Source organism: Rhodococcus artemisiae, assembly GCF_036327795.1.
GTDB classification, from domain to species: Bacteria; Actinomycetota; Actinomycetes; order Mycobacteriales; family Mycobacteriaceae; genus Rhodococcus; species Rhodococcus artemisiae.
This window is the reverse complement of record NZ_JAUTXY010000021.1, coordinates 24319-43644: the sequence shown is the minus strand read 5'-3', so window position 1 is coordinate 43644 and position 19326 is coordinate 24319. Positions and strand designations below refer to the sequence as shown.

Below are 19326 nucleotides of genomic sequence, written 5' to 3'. Positions count from 1 at the left end.
ACATACGCATGTTTGCATATGTGGCCATGGCAGCCACGTAGCAATCGGGTCAGCACGGTCAACTATTCTTCATAGTATTTCGGCGGCGAGGCGCGCGCCTGCAGGTTCGGCCGGCGGGAACGGGCGAACAACGGACGAGGTGAGGTTTTCCGTGGCAGGCACCAGTAGAGCTGCGGTCGGCGTGATGGTCAGCTGGACAGCAGGCGCGGCCCTGGTTGCGGCGGCCCTGGCGGCCGTGTCGAGCAGCGAGGTCCTGCGGTTGCTGGGGTTGCCGGACCCAGGAGTGATCACGAGATACGGGCTCCCGGCCGCCACCGCGATCGGGGAAGTCGCGGCGGTGGTGATGATCGGGTCGTTGCTGGTGGCGGCGGTGCTGGTACCGCCGCAACGCTCCGGGGTGCTCGATGTCGACGGATACCGAGCGGTGCGGACCGCCAGCGCGGCTGCGGCGCTGTGGGCAGGGTCCGCACTGGTGTTGATTCCTCTGTCGTTGTCGGACACCTCCGGCCAACCACTGAGTACCGTGTTCGCCGATCCGCTTCAGTTCGTGGACTCGGTGGGGCAAATCGAGACATCCACCGCCTGGCTGTGGACCGCGTGCCTGGCCGCCGTGGTGGGGTTGGGATGCCGCCTCGTTCTGCAGCACCGGTGGACACCGGTGCTGCTGGTCATGGCAGTGGGGAGCCTGATGCCACGCGCGTTGACGGGACATTCAGCCGGGGGCGGATCGCATGATCTGGCCACCAACAGCCTGATACTTCATCTGGTCTCGGCAGGACTGTGGGTCGGGGGATTGGCGGCGCTGGTGCTGCACACTGTGCGTGGTGGCGGACATCTCGATGTGGCCACGCGCCGGTTCTCCGCGCTGGCGACCGTGGCATTCGTGGTGATGGCCGCCTCGGGAACGATCAATGCTCTGGTGCGGGTTCCGCTCGGGGAATTCCTCTCCGGCCCGTATGGGTTTCTGATCCTGGCCAAGGTGGCTGCGCTCGGTGTGGTGGGCTGGCTGGGATGGCGCCAACGGACGGTGGCAGTCACTGCGCTGGCTGCCGACCCCTTCGATCGGCGCGCGTTCATACTCCTAGCAGCGATCGAATCGGCGGTCCTGACCGCCACCATCGGACTCGGAGTGGCGCTGGGGCGCACTCCGCCGCCGCAGGGTGAACGTCGCGAACCCAGCCTGGTCGACGAAGTCTTGGGGTACGGGTTCGACGGCGCCCCGACGCTGGGCAGGCTGATAACGGAGTGGCGGTTCGATCTGCTGCTGGGAACAGCGGCGGTGGTGCTGGCAGCGCTCTACCTACTGGGGGTGCGGAGGCTACGTGCGACAGGGCGACCGTGGCCGGTCCGGCGCACCGCGTGCTGGCTGCTTGGCTGCGTGGTGCTGCTCCTGGTGACCTCCTCCGGGATCGGGCGCTACGCCCCGGCGGCGTTCAGCGTGCACCTGCCCTCATCCGCGGCACTGGCGATCGCCGTGCCCCTGTGTTTGGTTCTGGGTGCTCCGCTCACCTTGGCGGCCCGTGCGGTTCGCCCCGGCCCTGCCGATGCTGTCACAGGCGCTCGCGACTGGATGCGCGCGATCTTCACCACTACCGCCTTACGCTGGGTGACCCACCCGGTGGTCGCCACGGCGCTGTTCGTGGGCACCTTCTATCTGCTGTATCTCGGAGGACTGTACGACGGGGGCTCGTATCCGGGACGCATGGTGCTGAATATTTGGCTGCTGGCTGTGGGGTTGGTCTTCTTCTGGGTCACCGTCGGGATCGATCCGGTCCCCGTGCCGCAGGGACCGTTGACGCGTGTGGGAGCAGTGGCGGTCGCGTTGGTCGGCTATGCGTTCTTCCTGGTCGCCCTGATCATGGCCGATTTCGTGATCGCCGCCGAGTTCTACAGTTCGCTGCAACTGGGATGGTTCGACGACTTGGCTGCCGACCAGCGACTGGGAGGCAGCTTGGCGTGGGCCGTCGGCGAACTTCCGCTACTACTGGCCACCATGCTCGCGATCGTGCGATGGGGTTCTGTCGAGAACCGACGTGATCGTAAGCGGGACGACAAGGTCGACCGCGAGGGGGACCTCGAACTCGCCGCCTACAACGCGATGCTCGATGGGCTGAACCCCAACACTCGTATCTCGGCGGAAGCCAACGAGGACTTCCCGGAACGCGACCACAAGCGCCAGCGGGAGGTCGAGTAGCGATCCGTTATTGAAACTATGCAACATAGTAGTACTGTGGCGGTGTCCGTCACCGTTTCGTGATCGAGTGAGCGGTGCCCTTCACGAGGATGCGATCTTGGCCCGACACCGCAGACCAGAACCCGAACCCACCGTCCCCCGACACTTTCGCCGTGACATTCCCGCGGGGGAGGCCGACGATCGGGCCGGAAGCGTAGGAGGAGCTGGGAGCCGCGACGGGGAGGCTCCTACGACGGTCTTGCCGATTCCGGTCTTCGACGAGCACCCCGAGGACGAGAACCAGGACGACCTTCCAGGCCGGGCAGAGTCCGTCCCCCAGGCGCGGGCAAGAAGCGCAGGAGCGCACCGCCGAACGAGCACGGGGACCAGCGGACGCGTGCTGACGGTGTCGGTGGCGGCAGGTGCATTGTTCGCGGCAACGACCTCGAGCGCCCATGCCACCTCGGCCCATCCCCCGGTCGGCAACGAGATCGAGGCCGCGCCGGAGCCCTCGGCGCCGACGGAAGTGCTCTCGCAGGCCCCGCAGGTGCTGCAGGTGGTGCAGGTGCCGACCCTGGCGGACTTCGCAGACCAACTCGAACGGGCTCGCGTCCGAGAGGAGCAACGGCTCGCACGAGAGGCAGAGGCCCGGCGCCCGAAGACGCTGATGCCCGTCAGCGGCACGCTCACCTCGAATTTCGGGCCACGATGGGGAACAACCCACTACGGCCTCGATATCGCCAACACGATCGGCACACCCATCGTCTCGGTGACCGACGGCACGGTCCTCGAGGCCGGGCCGGCCTCCGGCTTCGGTCTGTGGGTGCGAATTCTGCAGGACGACGGAACAATCGGGGTGTACGGACACATCGATCAGGCCTTGGTGTCGGCGGGCCAGCGGGTACGCGCCGGGGAGCAGATCGCCACTGTCGGCAATCGAGGGCAATCGACCGGGCCGCATCTACACTACGAAGTCTGGGAGCCGGACGGTCGTAAAGGTGATCCCATGGCATGGTTGAGCGCACGCGGAGTTCAGGTCGCGCCGGATGCGCGTGCATAGACAGCGCTTGGATAAGGGATAATTTGGTCCATGTCTGCGAGGGGAGCCATGAATAGGTTGGGTGGCCTCGAGGCCGAGGTGATGAACGAACTGTGGTCGGTCGAGGAGCCGCAGTCGGTTCATGATCTCGTCGATCGGCTTCGCGAACGCAAAGAGTTTGCCTACACCACTATCTTGACCGTGGTCACCCACCTGCACGAGAAGGGCTGGGTGCAACGAGAAAAGCGTAGCCGCGCTTACTTCTATTCGCCCTCGCGCAGCCGCGAAGAGGCCACCTCGGAGGCCTTGCGCGCGTTGCTGGACAGCAGCGCCGACCCCAGCGCGGTGCTGTTGCATTTCGCCAAGACAGTCAGCGACCGCGAGTACGACGCGCTGCGCCGGGGTTGGACGAGTCGGGCCGCCGACCAATGACACTGGCCCTGGTCCTGCTGCTGGGTGCGGCTCTGATCTCGATCGCCGCGCCGCGGATGCTCGTCACGCTCGCCGGCACTTCCCTGCCTCCTGGGGTCCTGCTGGCGGCATGGCTCGGCAGTTTGGGCGGGGCACTGTTCCTCGGCGCTTCCGCGGTGGTCACCTTGGCATGGCCCGACCATGCGCCTGCTGAGACCGCGGTCGAAGCCGTGGTGCGGTGTCTGAGCGCCGTGTCCCACGCCGTGCAGCCGTGGATCACCGAAACCATGGCAGCAGTCGGGGCTCTGGGGGTACTCGCCGTGGTGGTCCGAGCCGTGATTCTGGGTCGGCGATACGCCCGAGAACAGGCCCGTCTGCGCACCTACCACCGCGATGTGGTGGCCATCGTCGCCCGGTCCCGCGACGACGATGTGATGTGGCTCGCGCATCCGATGCCGATGGCCTACAGCGTCGCCGGGCGGCCTGGGTTCGTCGTCGCCACGGACGGGTTGTCGGACTTCCTGACTACGGGTGAACGCGACGCTGTGCTCGCCCACGAACGGGCGCACCTGCGCGGCAGTCACCACCTCATCGTCACCACGTGCGACATTCTCGCCGCGGTATTCCCGGCCGTGCCCTTGTTCGCGTCCGCCCCGGCCGCGGTCAAAACGCTGGTCGAACTCACCGCAGATCAGCACGCTGCGCAAGCCACCAGTACAGCAACCGTGTGCTCGGCGCTGACCGTGGTCTCGGCGTCGACACTGTCGCAGCCGGCCGGAACCCTGGGGTTGAGCAACGAAACGTCGCTGCGGCTGCGCACACTGAATATCAGCTGGCGGACCCGATGGCCGAGGCTGTCCTACGCGACCGCCGCCGCACTGTCCGTGACCATGCCCATGGCCACGGCACTGGCCGGGCTCGCAATGATCTCCACGACGGTCTGCCTCTTGGCCACCACGGTCTGATCCGCACCCCTAAATACTATGCTGAATAGTATTTGGGTACGCTCGTGACGTCTCATCGTTGTGCGCACGCGCAAAAACCGGATCGGACAGCAACTCATGACCGCTCTCGCCCCGCCACCTCCACCTGTCGCCACCCGCCCGATGCCGGCGCGGCGCAGTCCCAAGGGTTCGTTCATCCACAAGATGGTCACCACGACAGACCCGAAGGTGCTGGGTCTGATGTATCTGGTGACCTCGTTCGCGTTCTTCGGGGCCGGCGGCCTGATGGCGCTGTTCATGCGCAGCGAGCTCGCCGTACCCGGTCTGCAGTTCCTGTCCAACGAGCAGTACAACCAGCTGTTCACCATGCACGGCACGATCATGTTGCTGATGTATGCCACTCCGGTGGTGTTCGGTTTCGCCAACTACATCCTGCCGCTGCAGATCGGGGCACCCGATGTCGCCTTTCCCCGGCTGAACGCCTTCAGCTACTGGCTGTATCTGTTCGGTTCCCTCATCGCCGTCGGCGGGTTCCTCACCCCCGGTGGAGCCGCCGACTTCGGTTGGACCGCCTACGTTCCGCTCAGCTCCGAACTGCACTCCCCCGGCATGGGCGCCAACCTGTGGATCGTGGGTCTGGCCGTCTCCGGCCTGGGCACCATCTTGGGCGCGGTCAACATGATCACCACCGTCGTGTGCATGCGGGCCCCCGGCATGACGATGTTCCGGATGTCGATCTTCACCTGGAACATCTTCATCACCTCGATCCTGATCCTGCTCGCGTTCCCGCTGCTGACCGCGGCACTGATGGGACTGCTCTACGACCGGATGCTCGGCGGACACCTCTTCGACCCCGCCACCGGCGGAGTGCTGCTCTGGCAGCACATGTTCTGGTTCTTCGGCCACCCCGAGGTCTACATCATCGCGCTACCGTTCTTCGGTATCGTCTCCGAGATCTTCCCGGTGTTCTCCCGCAAACCGATCTTCGGCTACACCGGCCTGGTCTACGCCACCCTGGGCATCGCCGCCCTGTCGATCGCGGTGTGGGCGCACCACATGTACGCCACCGGCGCGGTGCTGTTGCCGTTCTTCTCGTTCATGACCTTCCTGATCGCCATCCCCACCGGTGTGAAGTTCTTCAACTGGATCGGCACCTTGTGGCGGGGGCAGCTGACGTTCGAGACGCCGATGTTGTTCTCCGTCGGGTTCTTGATCACCTTCCTCTTCGGTGGTCTGTCCGGCGTCATCCTGGCCTCCCCGCCGATGGACTTCCAGCTGCACGACTCGTACTTCGTGGTGGCGCATTTCCACTATGTGGTGTTCGGCACCGTGGTGTTCGCGACCTACGCCGGCGTCTACTTCTGGTTCCCGAAGATGATCGGGCGCATGCTCGACGAGCGGCTGGGCAAGTGGCACTTCTGGTTGACGTTCGTCGGCTTCCACGCCACCTTCCTCGTGCAGCACTGGCTGGGGAACGAGGGCATGCCCCGCCGGTACGCCGACTATCTGCCGTCGGACGGGTTCACCACCTTGAACATCATCTCGACCATCGGCTCGTTCGTCCTCGGCGCCTCGGTCCTGCCGTTCATCTGGAACGTCTTCAAGAGTTACCGCTACGGCCAGGTCGTGACCGTCGACGACCCGTGGGGCTACGGCAACTCGCTCGAATGGGCCACCAGCTGCCCGCCGCCGCGGCACAATTTCACCGAGCTGCCGCCGATCCGCTCCGAGCGCCCTGCTTTCGAACTGCACTACCCGCACATGGTCAAACGCATGCGAGCCGAGGCCCATGTCGGATTCAGCGGGACCCCCAAGAGTGCCCACGTCGATCGTGATCCCGCCGACTCGCAGAACTCCGTGTTCTCCACAGACACAGGGGCTGAGCACACGGACACGAAGGACTAAAGGGTTCGCACTCGCGCGCGAAAGATCGGACAGGATTACCCATGAACACGAGTACGCCGTCGGTCACGGTACCGGCGACAGACCGGGCCACTGCAGCATTGGCGGACTGGCTCATTCGAGATCTGACCGCGTTGTTGCTCGAGCAGGCCGGGCTTCCGGATCCTCAGCGGCTGCGTCGCCTGCCGACCATCACTGCCGCACACATCGGCAAGCCGAGCAAGCTGCGCCGGCATGTGCGGGCGTTGGAACAGGTTCTGGGACAGGTGGATCGGCACCTTCACGCCAGCACGTCTCCCCCTGGGCTCGGCGCCCAGTCGGTACCTGCCGTGCCGAACGAGATCTTCGATGTGGCAGCCGATGTGGCCGGGACCGTCGCCGACTACGGCAGCCCCGCCGCCGCTCTGGCCAATCGGACGGTGCTGATCGCGGCGGCAGTGATCAGCGATGGGTGGGGGATGATCGAGGCATCCGAGAGCTGGTCCAACACCGCGCAGTCTTATTGCGCGTTCATCACGCGGCTGTGGCGCGACGAGCCGCAGGCACAGGTGCTCGTCGATCCCGGATAACGACCGAAACCACTGCAGTGGATACCGACCGGGCTGCAGTGGCCTGTCTCGGACGAATCGGGCTGGATCCGTCCGAGACAGGCCGATCCGGACCCGGGAGGCCGGGGCGCCGCTCCGGGACTTTCCTGAATCCGAGAAGGGTTTGTGAACGAGTCGGGGCGTTTTGGCGTCCGGGAGATGTCCAGAGGCCTCGACTCAGCTCTCGACCGCCGCAGAACATCGACGCGTTCGGTGGCGTCGATGTGTGCAGGTCGAGGACACGGAGTGGGCAGACGAGAGTCGCGGTCTACGCTTATTCCGGCCGTGTCAGATCAAGGTCCGCCAGTACGGCCAGAAGGCTTCGGCGACCAGGGTGAGCACGCTGAGCACCCACACGGTCGGTAGCACCGAATGATGACGGAGGAACAGCTCGCGCCACCGTCCGGGCCTGCCCGCCGCCGTTTCGATGTGCAGTAGGCAGTACCACCAGGCGAGCACGGTCACCAACCACACCACCATGCAGTACGGGCACAATGCCCCGATCCGGTAGAGACTCTGGAACACCAGCCAGTGCACGAAGGCGACAGCGGCGGTCAGACCGGTGAACAGGCCGTTCCAATACCATCGCGGCAGGTCGGCCCCGGCCAGGACCGTGACGGCGGTGGTGAGCACGACCGCGAACCCCACCAACCCCAGCAACGGGTTGGGGAAGCCGAACAAGTCCGCTTGCCATGAGGTCATGATGGACCCGCAACTGATGACCGGGTTGATGCTGCACGAGGGGCGATAGGTCGGATCGGCCAGCACGGCGAACTTCTCGATGGTGAGCACCAGCGAGGCCATTAGACCCGCCGCGCCGCAGACACCGAGGATCGCGCCCACCGCGCGCGTGCCGAGCACCCGACCCGACGCTGCGTCGGCGACTGTCGCCGGAGGCGTCGGGGCGCTCACTCGGCCAACGCCGCGTCGATCCGATCCCGCAGCTGCTCGTAGGTGGGCATGGGCGGCAGCTCGACGCCGTTGAGGAACAACGTGGGCGTGCCCTGCACGCCGAGGGCGAGACCGGCGTCGAAGTCCTGGTCCACGCGTGCGCTGACGGCGGGATCGTTGACATCACGCTCGAATACGGCCATATCCAACCCCAGTTGTTCGGCGAAACCCCAGAACACCCTTTCCTGGGACTGCCCGGACTCACCCCACTGTGCCTGCGTTTCGTACATCAGCCGGTACATCGGCTCAAGCTGGCCTTGCCGGGCCGCGGCCTCGACGACCCGGGCCGCCAGGTGGCTGTTGGTGTGGCTGGGGATGGGGAAGTAGCGGATGCCGAGGTCGATCCGTCCGGCGTACTCGCTGCGGATCTGTTCCATCACCGGGTACAACGCCCGGCAGGACTCGCATTCGAAATCCAGGAATTCGACCAGCTGGACCTTGTCGTCGGGGGCAGTGGCCAAGGTACGAATGTCCGGTGTCCACACCGGTGTCGCCGCAGAGCCAGGTGCCTCTTGACTGTTCGTCTCAGCGTTCGTGTCGGCCCTGTTGGTGTAGAGCAACACCGACAACACCACCACGAACAGGGCCACCAGGGCCGCGGACACTTTCACATTGGTCGTCAGTTTCATGTTCTCGTCCGTCTCGGTACCTGGGAGCGAGCCGGTAAGCGTCACCGACCCACCATAAAACTACGCTACATAGTAGATGGGTTAGGGTGGACCCCGATCAGCGCCCTTCGCGTTCTCTCGACAGGCCACCGCGCCGGACTCCGAGCCCGGGGTAGGAAGCCGAGAAAGTATGTCCCCATGAACAAACTCGTCACGATCTTCGCCGCGGCCGCAGTGGTTCTGCTGCTCGGCGTCGCACCCGCGCAGGCTCACAGCACTTTGATCGGCTCGACTCCCGCGGCCGACGCCACGGCGGCAGGTTCCCCCGACGAAATCGAGCTGGAGTTCAACCAACCCATCAATACCGCGTTCGCCACCGTGACCCTCACCGACGGTGAAGGCGCGCAGCGTGGAAGTTCCGAGGCGATCGTCGACGCAGAACGGGTGCGGCTGGCGATCCCCGAACCTCTGAGCGCAGGAGACTACACCGTCGGTTACCGGGTCGTCTCCGCCGACGGCCATCCCATCACCGGCTCCTACGCTTTCACCATCACCGCGGCGGCCGGGCAGGCACCGACCTCCGACGCCCCGCCGGCGTCGTCCTCCTCGCCGGTCGCGGCCGAGCCCGAGACCACCCAGACGCAGGCCACCCCCGAGGACTCGGAGCCCTCCGGCTCGTCGATTCCGGTGCTGCTGATAATTGCCGTGGCGGCAGTGCTGGTCATCGCTGGGGGCACCTGGGCTGCGGTGCGCGCCTTCCGGAAGAGTTGACCAGGGCACTCGGCGAGCCCATCGACCGCACTCGGTCGATGGCCTCGCCGAGTATCCACGCACACACCGCGACTCCTTGAAATTTCGGGTGCCCTGACTTTTAATTCAGGGGAACCTTTGGAGGGCGGATGGCGCTGACACTACGTGTCGGACGAGTACAACGGTGGCGGCGGTGGACGCTTCTCGGACCGGCCTTCGTCGCCTCCATCGCCTACGTCGATCCGGGCAACGTGGCCTCCAACGTCAGCGCCGGCGCCCAGTTCGGGTACCTGCTGGTGTGGGTGGTCGTGGTGGCCAACGTCATGGCCGCGCTGGTGCAGTACCTGTCCGCCAAACTGGGTCTGGTCACCGGCAGGTCCTTGCCCGAGGCGCTCCGCGAGCGCATGCCCCGCTCGGTGCGATTGGCGTACTGGGGGCAGGCGGAACTGGTCGCCATGGCCACCGACCTGGCCGAGGTCATCGGCGGCGCCATTGCCCTGAACTTGTTGTTCGATCTCCCGCTGTTCACCGGAGCACTGGTCACCGGGGCGGTATCGCTGCTCCTGCTACTGGTACAGGACACGCGCGGTCAGCGCAGCTTCGAACGGGTGATCACCGGTTTGCTGCTGGTCATCGCGATCGGGTTCGTCACCAGCATCTTTGCCGCACCGCCCCCGGCCCAGGCCGTGGCCGACGGACTCGTGCCGCGCTTCGACGGCGCCGAATCGGTCCTGCTGGCCGCGGCCATGCTCGGTGCGACGGTGATGCCCCATGCGGTGTACCTGCACTCGGGTCTTGCCCGGGACCGTCACGGCCATCCCGAGCCCGGCCCGCGACGGGCCATGCTGCTTCGGGTCACGCGCTGGGATGTCGGATTGGCCATGGTGGTGGCGGGCACGGTGAATCTGGCCATGTTGCTCATGGCCGCGACGACGTTGCGGGGACGCGAGGGAGTCGATTCGATCGACGGGGCGCACACGGCACTGGGCCAGGAACTCGGCCCGACGGTGGCGCTGCTGTTCGCACTGGGCCTGTTGGCCTCCGGGTTCGCGTCGACCTCGGTGGGTGCCTACGCCGGAGCCTTGATCATGGACGGGCTGCTGCGCAGACGGATACCGCTGCTGGCGCGGCGCCTGATCACCCTGGTGCCGGCGTTGGTGGTGGTCGCGCTCGGGACGGATCCGACCCGGGCACTGGTGCTCTCGCAGGTGGTGCTGTCGTTCGGCATTCCGTTCGCGTTGATTCCCCTGGTGCGTCTGACCAGCGATCGGGCGCTGATGGGCACCGACGTCAACCATCGGCTCACCACCGCGTTGGCCTGGACCATTGCCGCCACGATCACGGCGCTCAATCTGGTGTTGATCTATCTGACGGTGTGGCGGTGACCGCCTCGGTCCGCGAGACCCGGATCAGGACCGGGACCGTTTCGGTCGGTCTCCGCGCTGGTCGTCGACGATGCGGATCTCGTCGTTGATCCGGGTGCGCAACCGGCGCAGGGCCACCATCGACACTGCCATGCCGGCGAGGACGCCGACAATGAGCACCCACGTCAGCGACACCGCCAATCCGAGAATGCGGACGCCGGCCACCGCGGCGCCGGCGCACCCGGCCACGACCGCCAGGCGGGCCGCGGTGTAGAGGAATACCAGGCGCGGCAGACGCATCGTCGACGTCTGTTTCATGATCACTCCTTGACGCCCGACCCGGCCGGTGCCGGTCCGGATCCTGGCAGGGTTCACCGGTCAGTTCATCGGTAGGGGTGCGGCGCCTCGGGCCGTGAGCAGCTGCTGCATCGTTGTCGATTCGGCTTGCTGGGTGTCGACGATCTGGCGCGCCAGTGTCGTCACCACCTGTTCGGAGGCGTTGGCCGCGGCATCGCGGGCCATCGGCAGGCCGCCCTGATGGTGCCGAAGCAGCAGTTGCAGGTACAGCGTGTCGAAGGCGGGGCCGGTGGTGCCTCGGAGCGTGGCGAGCTCGGAGGTGGTGGCCATCCCGGGCATCAGGGGCCCTGGGGGCCCGGACGGCATCGCCGTGTGCTCGGCCATTCCCGGCATCGCCTCGGCGCTGTTGTCGGTGGCACGCATCCAGGTCATCGGCTTCCCGGGTGGCTGCAGTGGTCGGTCCCACACGGCCAGCCAGCCCTGCATCGTGCCCCACTGGCTCTGCTGGGTGGTGATCACGTCGTAGGCCAGGGTGCGCACCGCCGGGTCGGTAGCGTTGGTCAACGCCATCGCCGACATTTCTACCGCTTGGCTGTGGTGCACGGACATGTCCTGTGCAAAGCCCACATCGACCGAATCGTGCGCGGGCGGTTCGGGGTTCCCGGCTCCCAGTCCCAGTCCCAGTCCCGAGGCACTGATGCCCAGATAGAGGCCGACGACGAGCGCGAACACTCCCACGGCGAGCGTGCGGCCGAGTCCGGCGCCTCTACCGGGGTCGGGGGTGGTGGGGGTGGTGGGGTCAGGGGTCTCAGCCATTGCCGGGTCCGAGGTTCGAGCCCATCGCCGGGGCGGGGCCGGGCTGCGGGCCGATTGCCATGGGTACGGCGTCCGGCCCCGGTACTGACGCATCGAATGGCGGCGGAGCACTCGGGTCGAAGCTGCCCGGTGTGGTGGAGCAGGTGGCACCGGCCTCCGGGTGGGTGTTGGGGTTGCGGCGCAACGCGGTGATGAACTGATCGAGTCGATCGTCTTCGGAGTCGTCGAGCGCGAGGCGGTGGCCCCAGGATTGCACCGAGATCGGGGACGGCAGGCCAGGATAGGGCGACATCAGGGTGTAGGGCTGGCCGTCGACTTTCGTCTCCAACGTCGGCACCTCGTTTCCGGCGACCTTCTGCGGGTCGTACGTAATCCACACCGCGCCGTGTTCGAGCGAGTGCACCGCGTTCTCGGTGCGGATCGGTTCGGGGTAGATCGTGCCGGTGCAGGTGGCCCAGTACTGATCGTGCGGGCCCCCCATCGGGGGATTCTGGTCGTATGCCACCCGCTGGGGCGCTTGCACGTGTGTGCCGGCCGGGTAGTCGATCGTCTCCACTCCGTCGATCATGGTGGACGGATCGGGGTTGTCCGCAGTGGGCACGTACCTCTGGGCCTCGGCGCGTTCGGACACCTTCGGGGCGAGGTTGTACGCGATGACCCCGATCAGGCCGATGATCACCACGGCAGCGCCGATCATCGGCCACGGGACCCGGCGCGAGCTGGTCAAAGTCACCGGTCCGCGGCGTCTGCGTGCCACGCGTGGCTTCGGTGTGTCTGAGCTGTTCACCGCAATTGCCTTCCTCGGCACCGATAGGGCATCACCCCAGTAAATACTATTCGACATAGTTTCTATGAGGGTGGGGTTGGACCAGCGACGCCTGAGCTGATCAGGCGGCCGTCACACCTGCGACAGATCCGCCGTCGGTGCGCCTCGTTGCTGCAGCCACTGGGCCGGATCCACCTTCGCGCCGGCCGGATCCGTGGTCTCGAAATGTAGGTGCGGACCGGTGGACTGACCCCGATTGCCGACGGTGGCGATCTGCTCGCCGGCTTGCACACGCTGCCCTTCCGTGACCAATGTTTCGTTGATGTGACCGTAGGTACTGGTCGACCCGTCATCGTGCCTGACCTGCACCCACAGGCCGAATCCGGAGGCGGGCCCGGAGTCGATCACGGTGCCCGAGGCGGCCGCGTAGACGGGTGTGCCGATGCTGTTGGCGATGTCCAGACCGGCGTGGGACGAGCCCCACCGGGGTCCGAACGCGGAGGTCAAGGTGCCCGACACCGGGGTGACAGCGAGGGGCTGCGGCATCGAGGCCCCCCAGGGCGCCTGACCGACCGGCACCGCGGAGGACGACGGCATGGCCGGAACCGCCGCGGCGGGGGGCGCGACCGCGGAAAAATCCGGAACCGCGGCGAACTGGTCGAGCACCGCCTCGACTTCCGGCAGGGCGGCCAGCGCCGCGAGTTCGGCCGGCAACGGGACCGGCGCCGGGGCTGCGGTATGCGCGCCGCCGGGGGCAGGCTGGGCTGCTGCCGCGCCCGGGGCGAAAATCTGCGATCCCACGATCAGCAGCGCGCCGGTCGCGACCGACGACGCACATGTCGCCGTTGCCGCGCGGTTCACCGGCGCCCGGTGCCGTCCCCCGCGCCTCACCGGTCCTCGCGTGAAATCCGCATTGATTTCGGTAAGGTAACGGTTTCGGGGTTGGATGGATGCGCGGTGCCGTCCCACAATACTGCTCCTGACATGCTATTTCGATGGGTATCCGTCGTTTTCGCGACAGATAAGATAACGAAACGATATACGAGAATCGTCCTAAAAACTACCCAACTTAGTAGTTGATGGGGGCTCGGGCCTTCCTGTGGCCGGCAAGCAGGAACACCAGCACGGACGCGGCAGCGAGCACCTCAGGAACCGAACCGAGCCGGGTAGCCCAGGTCAACCGGGCACTCAGGGGCAGCTCGCCGACGAGGACGTCGGCGGTGAACATCGTGCTGCGGTCGGTGACCGTGCCGTCGGGAGTGATCAGGGCACTGACCCCGCTGGTAGCCGCGACCACCACGGACCGTCCGTGCTCGACCGCGCGGAGCCGAGACATGGCCAGCTGCTGGTAGGTCATCTCGGTGCGGCCGAAGGTCGCGTTGTTGGTGGGCACCACCAGCAGCTGCGCGCCTGCCCGCACCGACTCGGCGACCGCATCGTCGAAGGCGACCTCGTAACAGGTCGCCACCCCCACCGGCACGCCGTTGAGCTCGACCCGGCCGGTGCCGTCTCCGGGGACGAAGCGGCCGGCCTGTGCGGCAGCCGGCCACAGTCGCTCGATCACCGGGCGCAGCGGCAGGTATTCCCCGAACGGCACCAGTCGCCGCTTGAGGTGTCGGTCCCCGGGACCTGTCACCGGGTCCCACACCAGCGCACCGTTACCGCTGGTGCCGTCACCGTTGTCGAGCACGGCACCGACGAGGATGGGCACACCGAGGGCGGCGGCGGCCTCATCGATCTCGGCGCGGGCATCGGCCTGACGCAGCGGATCGATATCCGAAGAATTCTCCGGCCACACCACCAGCTGGGGCCGGGGCAGGCGGCCCGCCGCTACGTCGGCGGCAAGTCGTTCGGTCGCCGCGACGTGATTGTCGAGCACGGCCCGACGTTGGGCGTTGAAATCCAGACCCATTCGCGGCACGTTGCCCTGCACGGCCGCGACCGTGACCGCGGGCGCCAGTGAACTCGCGGAGTTGACCACTCCGGTGAGCGGTGCCGCTGCAAACAGGAACGCTGTCAGCAGCATCCAGCCCACCGCGACCGTCGGCCGCCGCTCGCGCGCAGCGGCCACGGCTGCGACCACCGTGGTACCGATCACCGCGACGGCGAACCCCACCCCGGCCGCCCCGGCAACAGAAGCCAGCGGCAGAAGCGGCCCCTCGGCCTGCCCGAAGGCCAGCCGGCCCCACGGAAAGCCTCCGAACGGTAGCCGTGCGCGTATCGCTTCGGTGAGCACCCAGGCGGCGGCGATCGACACCGGCGCGCCCGGGCGGCGGCTGAGCACAGCGGCCAGCGCCCCGAATATGCCGACCGCGAGTGCCTCGACCGCCGCGAGCACCAACCAGGGCACCGACCCGACATAGACGCCGACCCAGGGCAGCAGCGGCAGAAAGAAGCCCAATCCGGCCAGATAGCCGTAGCCGAAGCCGGCGCGCACGGTTCGGCCCCGCAGCACGGCGGTGAGCACCGCGATAGCGAGCGGAGCCAACCACCATCCCGTGCGGGGCGGAAAACTGGCATAGAGCATCAGCCCGGCCAGGATCGACGTCGCACCGCGCACCAGCACCGACAACTCCGGCCCACGACGTCGTACCGCGAAGGTGGAGCGCGCCGCGACCTCCGCCACCTCACTCATCGGAGATTGCACTGCGCAGGGATTTCACTGCGCAGGGAGGCGGGGGAAATCCTGCACCGGTGCACATGCCACAGGCGCGTCAGTTCAGTCCGGCATAGGAGTGCAGCCCGGAGACCACCATGTTGATGACGAACAGGTTGAACAACATCGCCACAAAACCGGCGATGTTGATCCAGGCCGCGCGGGTTTCCCGCCAGCCGGCGGTGGCCCGAGCGTGCAGGTACGCGGCGTAGATCACCCACGCGATGAACGAGACGGTTTCTTTCGGGTCCCACCCCCAGAACCGGCCCCACGCCGCCTCGGCCCAGATCGCGCCGAGGACGACCCCGGCCCCGAACAAGGGGAACGCGAAGATCGTCGTGCGGTAGGCGAGCCGGTCGAGGGCACGGGCGTCCGGGAGCCGCTGCATGAGACGGGCCAGCCGGGTATCCGGGCGTTTCTCGGCGTTCAACGCCAGCAGAAACAGGGTGCTGGCTACCCCTGAGACGAGGAACACTCCGCTCGAGACGGACACCACCGAGACGTGGATCGGCAGCCAGAACGACTGCAGTGCCGGCACCACCGGGGCGGCGTCGGCGTAGAGCACGGTGCCGGCAACAAAGAGCAGGATCAGCACCGGGATGAGCGCGAAGGCCCACAGCACGCGCAGCGCCGGGCGGCGCAGCACGATCAACCCGGCCAGTACCCCGATTGCGCAGGTGACGGTGACGAACTCGTACATGTTTCCCCATGGGAAGCGGGAGGTGGCCAGCCCGCGCAGCACCATCGAACCGATGTGCAGGATCAGGGCGACCACCAGGACGCTGACGCCCATGCGGCCGAGCCGGTCCGACAACTCCCGCCGGGCCGGTTCGATGACTCGGCCTGGCCCATCGGCCGGGACGGCAGCGGTGGTGGCGGATACCAGCTCCGGTGCGCTGCGGCGTACCCGCACCGCCGCGAACTCGGCGACGAACAGCACCAGCGCCAGCAGGTAGACGGCGAAGGCGGTTTCGAAGCTCAGATCGGAGTAGCGGGCGAGGGTCTCGTCGATCGGCATACGCTATCGGTCTTCTTTCGCAGCAGAGGGAGTGTCGGGCAGCAGGCGCTGGCAGAGGTCGGTGAACTCCGATCCCCATCCGGCCTGATCGGTGCGGGCCAGCCCGCCGAGTTCGACGGTGGTGCCGGCGCCGGCGGCGGGGCGCAGCCGCACCCAGATCCGGCGTCGTTTGATCACCAGTGAGGCCAGGAGTCCGCCCATCATGGTGATCGCGAAGACCAGCACCCAGTTCTGGGCGGGATCGTGGGAGACCTGCAGGTAGGCGAATTCCTCGGCGCCGTCGAACCGCACCGTCGTGCCGTCGGCCAGGGTGGTGGACTCGCCGGGCCGCAGGTTGACCCGGGCCTGCTTGACCAGGCGCCCCTGATTGATCATTTCGGAGTTGAGCGTGAAGATCGACTGCGGGATGCCGGTGTCCAGGCCGGTATCGCCCTTGTAGATGTCGATGGCCACGGCCGGGTCCAACATGTCCGGAAACGCCGAGGTCAGCAGGGTTCCGTCGAACGCTGCGGTGGGGGCGAACAACCCTTCGAGCGCGATCTGGTTGCGGCGGCGCTCATCCGGATCCGGATAGGTACCGCCGGGCGGATCGAAACGCATGGCTCCGCTGCTGAGGAACGTGGTGGCGTCCTCGGGGGCGAACTGCAACGTTTCGCTGCGTTGTTGCCCGTCGGGGAAGATCACGGTGAACCGGGGCGCGTAGCCGTGGCCGGTGAGGTAGACCCGTTCGTTGCCCAGGCGCAGCGGTTCGTTGACCCGCAGTCGGTGCTGCTGCCACCGGTCGGTGCCCAGATCCGCCCCGCTTTGGTAGGAGATGTTCGAGGTGAACATCTCCGCTTGGCCGTTGTCGAGGTAGTCGGCGGAAAAGTCTTCGACTCTGACGCAGAAGGGATCGAGTCCGGTGCCGTCGGTGGCGGCGCCGGCACGGAACGAGTCGTACACCGCTGGGGAGGTGTTGCAGAACCCCGGGCCGCCGTCGGCGATGACGATCACCGCGCCCTCGTATCCGAACAGCCGGCCGGTGGCCACCGCCACCAACAACCCCACCAGGGAGAAGTGGAAGACCAGGTTGCCGGCCTCGCGCAGGTATCCCTTTTCGGCCGAGATCGACTGGTGCCCATCGTCGCCGGTGCGGGTGACCGTTCGCCACCGGCGCAGCACGGTCTGGACCTGCTCGAGGGTGTCGTCGATCGGCGCGTCGAGCACCCCCTGTTGGTGGTGCGGTAGCCGTGACAGATTGCGTGGCACCGCGACCGGCTCACTGCGCAGCGCGCGCAGATGCTCGCGCAGACGGGGAAGCAGGCAGCCGATGAGCGAAATCATCAGCAACGCGTAGATGGCGGTGAACCAGAAGCTGGCGAACACGTCGAACATTTCGAGCCGGTCGAGGATCGGCCCGAGGACCGGGCGTGCGGCGATGTACTCGTCGACCTTGCCGGCGTTGAGATTGCGTTGCGGCAGCAGTGCCCCGGGGATCGCGGCGACGGCGAGCAAGAACAGCAGCACCAAGGCGGTGCGCATCGAGGTGAGCTGGCGCCACAGGTTCCGGGCGGTCGCGACGGCATGGCGCCACGGAGACGGACGCGGCAGCGGTGGTGCCGGATTCGGGTCGGTGACGGTCATATCGGCAGCACCACGTTGGTGACGAACTCGTCGCGGATCCACGCGATGAACAGCTCCCATGCTCCGGTCACCAGAGCGATGCCGACCGCAAGGAGCATCACCCCGCCGACGATTTGAATGGTGCGCGAATGTCGACGAAGCCATCCGACACCGCGCAAGGCCGAGGACGAACCGAACGCCAAGGCGATGAACGGCAGCCCCAGTCCCAGGCAGTACGCGACGATCAACAGCACTCCGCGGGCGGCGGTGGTGCCCTCGGTGCCGGCCGCCACCGACAACACCCCGGCCAATGTGGGGCCTAGGCACGGTGTCCACCCCAGCGCGAACACTCCACCGAGCAGCGGGGCGCCGGCCAGGGAGGAGATGCGCCGGGGCGCGAAGCGGGTGTCCTTCTGCAACGCCGGAATCAGCCCGATGAACGCCAGGCCCATCACGATGGTGACCACTCCGCCGGCGCGTTGGAGCAGTTCCTGGTTGATCCGCAGTGCTCCGATCACCCCGAACACCGAGGCGGTGGCCAGGACGAACACCACGGTGAAACCGGCGACGAACAGGCCGGCGGCTCCGGTGACCCGCCACCGGCCCGTCGTGCGCACGGCGGCATCGCCTCCCCCGGCGGTGCCTGCCCCGGGGGTCAGCGCCGGTGTCTCGGCGCCGGAGACCCCGGCCAGATACGACAGGTAGCCGGGCACCAGAGGCACCACGCACGGGGAGGCGAACGAGATCAACCCGGCCAGCACACACGCGCCCACCGCCAACAGCAGCGGTCCGGACGCGGCTGCATCCTGGAAACTCGCACCGATTCCTTGCGCCAGCACGATCACTGTTCGGCCGCCACTCGTTCGATCACCGGTTGCAGGTCTTCGGTCAGCAGCGCCCGCAGGAACACCGCCGCCACCCGATGCTGCCGATCGAGCACGAGTGTGGACGGGATGACGCTGGTGGGGAAGTTGCCGCCGAGAGCGGTCAACGTGCGCATCGGTGGGTCGTAGATCGACGGGTAGGAAACCTGGTTGTCGATGACGAAGTCCTGGGCTTTGTCGCGTTGGGGGTCGCGGACGTTGATACCGAGAAACTGCACCCCCAGATCCTGAGTGGCGCCGAAAGCCCGTTCGAGGTCGTCGGTTTCGCTGCGGCACGGAGCGCACCACTGGCCCCACAGATTGATCACCACCACTTGCCCGGCGTAGTCGGCGAGATCGACCGTGACCCCGTCGGTCATCAGGTCGGGGCCGGACAGCGGGCCGAGGGTCCCGCGCTCGGACGGCGGATCGTAGAAGATGTCGGTCTGACCGCCGGGAGCAACGAAATCGAAGGATCCGCCGCCCTGGGCGACGGCATCGGACCCAGTGGCGCAGGCACTGGCCCCCAGTAGCGCAACCAGTGTCACCATCAGCGCAGGCCACAATCGTCGGCGGCGT

At 67.0% G+C, this 19326-nt stretch carries 19 protein-coding genes; 8 read left to right on the top strand and 11 right to left on the bottom strand.

What is annotated here, in order from left to right; genetic code table 11:
• Positions 1-184: 184 nt before the first annotated feature.
• The 6 genes from Q7514_RS29860 (at position 185) to Q7514_RS29835 (ending at position 7038) form a co-directional block, all read left to right on the top strand.
• Positions 185-2194: a cytochrome c oxidase assembly protein gene (locus tag Q7514_RS29860; RefSeq protein ID WP_330136916.1), complete on the top strand. Its 2010-nt coding sequence runs from the start codon at positions 185-187 to the stop codon at positions 2192-2194.
• A 376-nt stretch (positions 2195-2570) separates the two neighbouring features.
• Positions 2571-3233: a M23 family metallopeptidase gene (locus Q7514_RS29855; RefSeq protein WP_330136915.1), complete on the top strand. Its 663-nt coding sequence runs from the start codon at positions 2571-2573 to the stop codon at positions 3231-3233.
• A 48-nt stretch (positions 3234-3281) separates the two neighbouring features.
• Positions 3282-3644, top strand: coding sequence for a BlaI/MecI/CopY family transcriptional regulator (locus tag Q7514_RS29850; RefSeq protein ID WP_330136874.1), 363 nt, complete (start codon positions 3282-3284; stop codon positions 3642-3644).
• On the top strand, positions 3641-4588 hold the full coding sequence (locus tag Q7514_RS29845) for a M56 family metallopeptidase (RefSeq protein WP_330136873.1): 948 nt from the start codon (positions 3641-3643) through the stop codon (positions 4586-4588). Before Q7514_RS29850 ends, Q7514_RS29845 begins: the two co-directional genes overlap by 4 nt.
• A 96-nt stretch (positions 4589-4684) precedes the next feature.
• Positions 4685-6472: an aa3-type cytochrome oxidase subunit I gene (gene ctaD, locus Q7514_RS29840; RefSeq protein ID WP_330136872.1), complete on the top strand. Its 1788-nt coding sequence runs from the start codon at positions 4685-4687 to the stop codon at positions 6470-6472.
• A 41-nt stretch (positions 6473-6513) separates the two neighbouring features.
• Positions 6514-7038 carry a hypothetical protein gene (locus tag Q7514_RS29835; RefSeq protein WP_330136871.1) on the top strand — a complete coding sequence of 175 codons (525 nt, stop codon included), beginning with the start codon at positions 6514-6516 and terminating at the stop codon, positions 7036-7038.
• A 306-nt stretch (positions 7039-7344) separates the two neighbouring features.
• Here Q7514_RS29835 and Q7514_RS29830 read toward each other — a convergent pair whose 3' ends face one another.
• A complete protein-coding gene (locus tag Q7514_RS29830) occupies positions 7345-7968 on the bottom strand; it encodes a vitamin K epoxide reductase family protein (protein WP_330136870.1) in 624 nt (207 codons plus the stop codon).
• The gene (locus tag Q7514_RS29825) at positions 7965-8636 is read right to left on the bottom strand and encodes a DsbA family protein (RefSeq protein WP_330136914.1); all 672 of its coding nucleotides are present in this window, start codon (positions 8634-8636) and stop codon (positions 7965-7967) included. Before Q7514_RS29825 ends, Q7514_RS29830 begins: the two co-directional genes overlap by 4 nt.
• A gap of 177 nt (positions 8637-8813) precedes the next feature.
• Between Q7514_RS29825 and Q7514_RS29820 the strand changes: the two genes are divergently transcribed.
• Both Q7514_RS29820 and Q7514_RS29815 read left to right on the top strand, forming a co-directional pair.
• On the top strand, positions 8814-9386 hold the full coding sequence (locus Q7514_RS29820; RefSeq protein WP_330136869.1) for a copper resistance CopC family protein: 573 nt from the start codon (positions 8814-8816) through the stop codon (positions 9384-9386).
• Between the two features lie 128 nt (positions 9387-9514).
• Positions 9515-10750, top strand: a complete 1236-nt coding sequence (locus tag Q7514_RS29815) for an Nramp family divalent metal transporter (protein WP_330136868.1) — start codon at positions 9515-9517, stop codon at positions 10748-10750.
• A gap of 24 nt (positions 10751-10774) precedes the next feature.
• Here the strand turns inward: Q7514_RS29815 and Q7514_RS29810 are convergent, their stop codons facing one another.
• From Q7514_RS29810 to Q7514_RS29770, 9 genes are all read right to left on the bottom strand, one after another.
• Positions 10775-11047 (bottom strand): DUF4229 domain-containing protein, encoded by a 273-nt coding sequence (locus tag Q7514_RS29810; RefSeq protein WP_330136867.1) that lies wholly within the window; start codon positions 11045-11047, stop codon positions 10775-10777.
• Positions 11048-11107: 60 nt separating this feature from the next.
• A complete protein-coding gene (locus Q7514_RS29805; RefSeq protein ID WP_330136866.1) occupies positions 11108-11842 on the bottom strand; it encodes a DUF305 domain-containing protein in 735 nt (244 codons plus the stop codon).
• Entirely contained in the window at positions 11835-12539 is a 705-nt protein-coding gene (locus tag Q7514_RS29800; RefSeq protein ID WP_330136913.1) for a DUF3105 domain-containing protein, read from the bottom strand. Before Q7514_RS29800 ends, Q7514_RS29805 begins: the two co-directional genes overlap by 8 nt.
• A gap of 201 nt (positions 12540-12740) precedes the next feature.
• Positions 12741-13469: a M23 family metallopeptidase gene (locus Q7514_RS29795; protein WP_330136865.1), complete on the bottom strand. Its 729-nt coding sequence runs from the start codon at positions 13467-13469 to the stop codon at positions 12741-12743.
• A 208-nt stretch (positions 13470-13677) separates the two neighbouring features.
• Positions 13678-15243, bottom strand: a complete 1566-nt coding sequence (lnt, locus tag Q7514_RS29790; protein ID WP_408016214.1) for an apolipoprotein N-acyltransferase — start codon at positions 15241-15243, stop codon at positions 13678-13680.
• 79 nt (positions 15244-15322) lie between these two features.
• Positions 15323-16282, bottom strand: coding sequence for a c-type cytochrome biogenesis protein CcsB (ccsB, locus tag Q7514_RS29785; RefSeq protein ID WP_330136864.1), 960 nt, complete (start codon positions 16280-16282; stop codon positions 15323-15325).
• A gap of 3 nt (positions 16283-16285) precedes the next feature.
• Complete coding sequence (gene resB / locus Q7514_RS29780) at positions 16286-17905, bottom strand: cytochrome c biogenesis protein ResB (RefSeq protein ID WP_330136863.1); 1620 nt, start codon at positions 17903-17905, stop codon at positions 16286-16288.
• Positions 17902-18729 (bottom strand): cytochrome c biogenesis CcdA family protein, encoded by an 828-nt coding sequence (locus Q7514_RS29775; RefSeq protein WP_330136862.1) that lies wholly within the window; start codon positions 18727-18729, stop codon positions 17902-17904. Before Q7514_RS29775 ends, resB begins: the two co-directional genes overlap by 4 nt.
• The gene (locus Q7514_RS29770; protein WP_330136911.1) at positions 18726-19298 is read right to left on the bottom strand and encodes a TlpA disulfide reductase family protein; all 573 of its coding nucleotides are present in this window, start codon (positions 19296-19298) and stop codon (positions 18726-18728) included. Before Q7514_RS29770 ends, Q7514_RS29775 begins: the two co-directional genes overlap by 4 nt.
• Between the last annotated feature and the right edge of the window lie 28 nt (positions 19299-19326).

Bases quoted from the DNA above. Each gene is read 5' to 3' on its own strand.
- Q7514_RS29860 (WP_330136916.1), top strand. From the start codon at position 185: ATGGTCAGCTGGACAGCAGGCGCGGCCCTGGTTGCGGCGGCCCTGGCG.
- Q7514_RS29850 (WP_330136874.1), top strand. From the start codon at position 3,282: ATGAATAGGTTGGGTGGCCTCGAGGCCGAGGTGATGAACGAACTGTGG.
- Q7514_RS29845 (WP_330136873.1), top strand. From the start codon at position 3,641: ATGACACTGGCCCTGGTCCTGCTGCTGGGTGCGGCTCTGATCTCGATC.
- ctaD (WP_330136872.1), top strand. From the start codon at position 4,685: ATGACCGCTCTCGCCCCGCCACCTCCACCTGTCGCCACCCGCCCGATG.
- Q7514_RS29835 (WP_330136871.1), top strand. From the start codon at position 6,514: ATGAACACGAGTACGCCGTCGGTCACGGTACCGGCGACAGACCGGGCC.
- Q7514_RS29825 (WP_330136914.1), bottom strand. From the start codon at position 8,636: ATGAAACTGACGACCAATGTGAAAGTGTCCGCGGCCCTGGTGGCCCTG.
- Q7514_RS29820 (WP_330136869.1), top strand. From the start codon at position 8,814: ATGAACAAACTCGTCACGATCTTCGCCGCGGCCGCAGTGGTTCTGCTG.
- Q7514_RS29815 (WP_330136868.1), top strand. From the start codon at position 9,515: ATGGCGCTGACACTACGTGTCGGACGAGTACAACGGTGGCGGCGGTGG.
- Q7514_RS29810 (WP_330136867.1), bottom strand. From the start codon at position 11,047: ATGAAACAGACGTCGACGATGCGTCTGCCGCGCCTGGTATTCCTCTAC.
- Q7514_RS29805 (WP_330136866.1), bottom strand. From the start codon at position 11,842: ATGGCTGAGACCCCTGACCCCACCACCCCCACCACCCCCGACCCCGGT.
- Q7514_RS29800 (WP_330136913.1), bottom strand. From the start codon at position 12,539: ATGATCGGCGCTGCCGTGGTGATCATCGGCCTGATCGGGGTCATCGCG.
- lnt (WP_408016214.1), bottom strand. From the start codon at position 15,243: ATGAGTGAGGTGGCGGAGGTCGCGGCGCGCTCCACCTTCGCGGTACGA.
- ccsB (WP_330136864.1), bottom strand. From the start codon at position 16,282: ATGCCGATCGACGAGACCCTCGCCCGCTACTCCGATCTGAGCTTCGAA.
- resB (WP_330136863.1), bottom strand. From the start codon at position 17,905: ATGACCGTCACCGACCCGAATCCGGCACCACCGCTGCCGCGTCCGTCT.
- Q7514_RS29770 (WP_330136911.1), bottom strand. From the start codon at position 19,298: ATGGTGACACTGGTTGCGCTACTGGGGGCCAGTGCCTGCGCCACTGGG.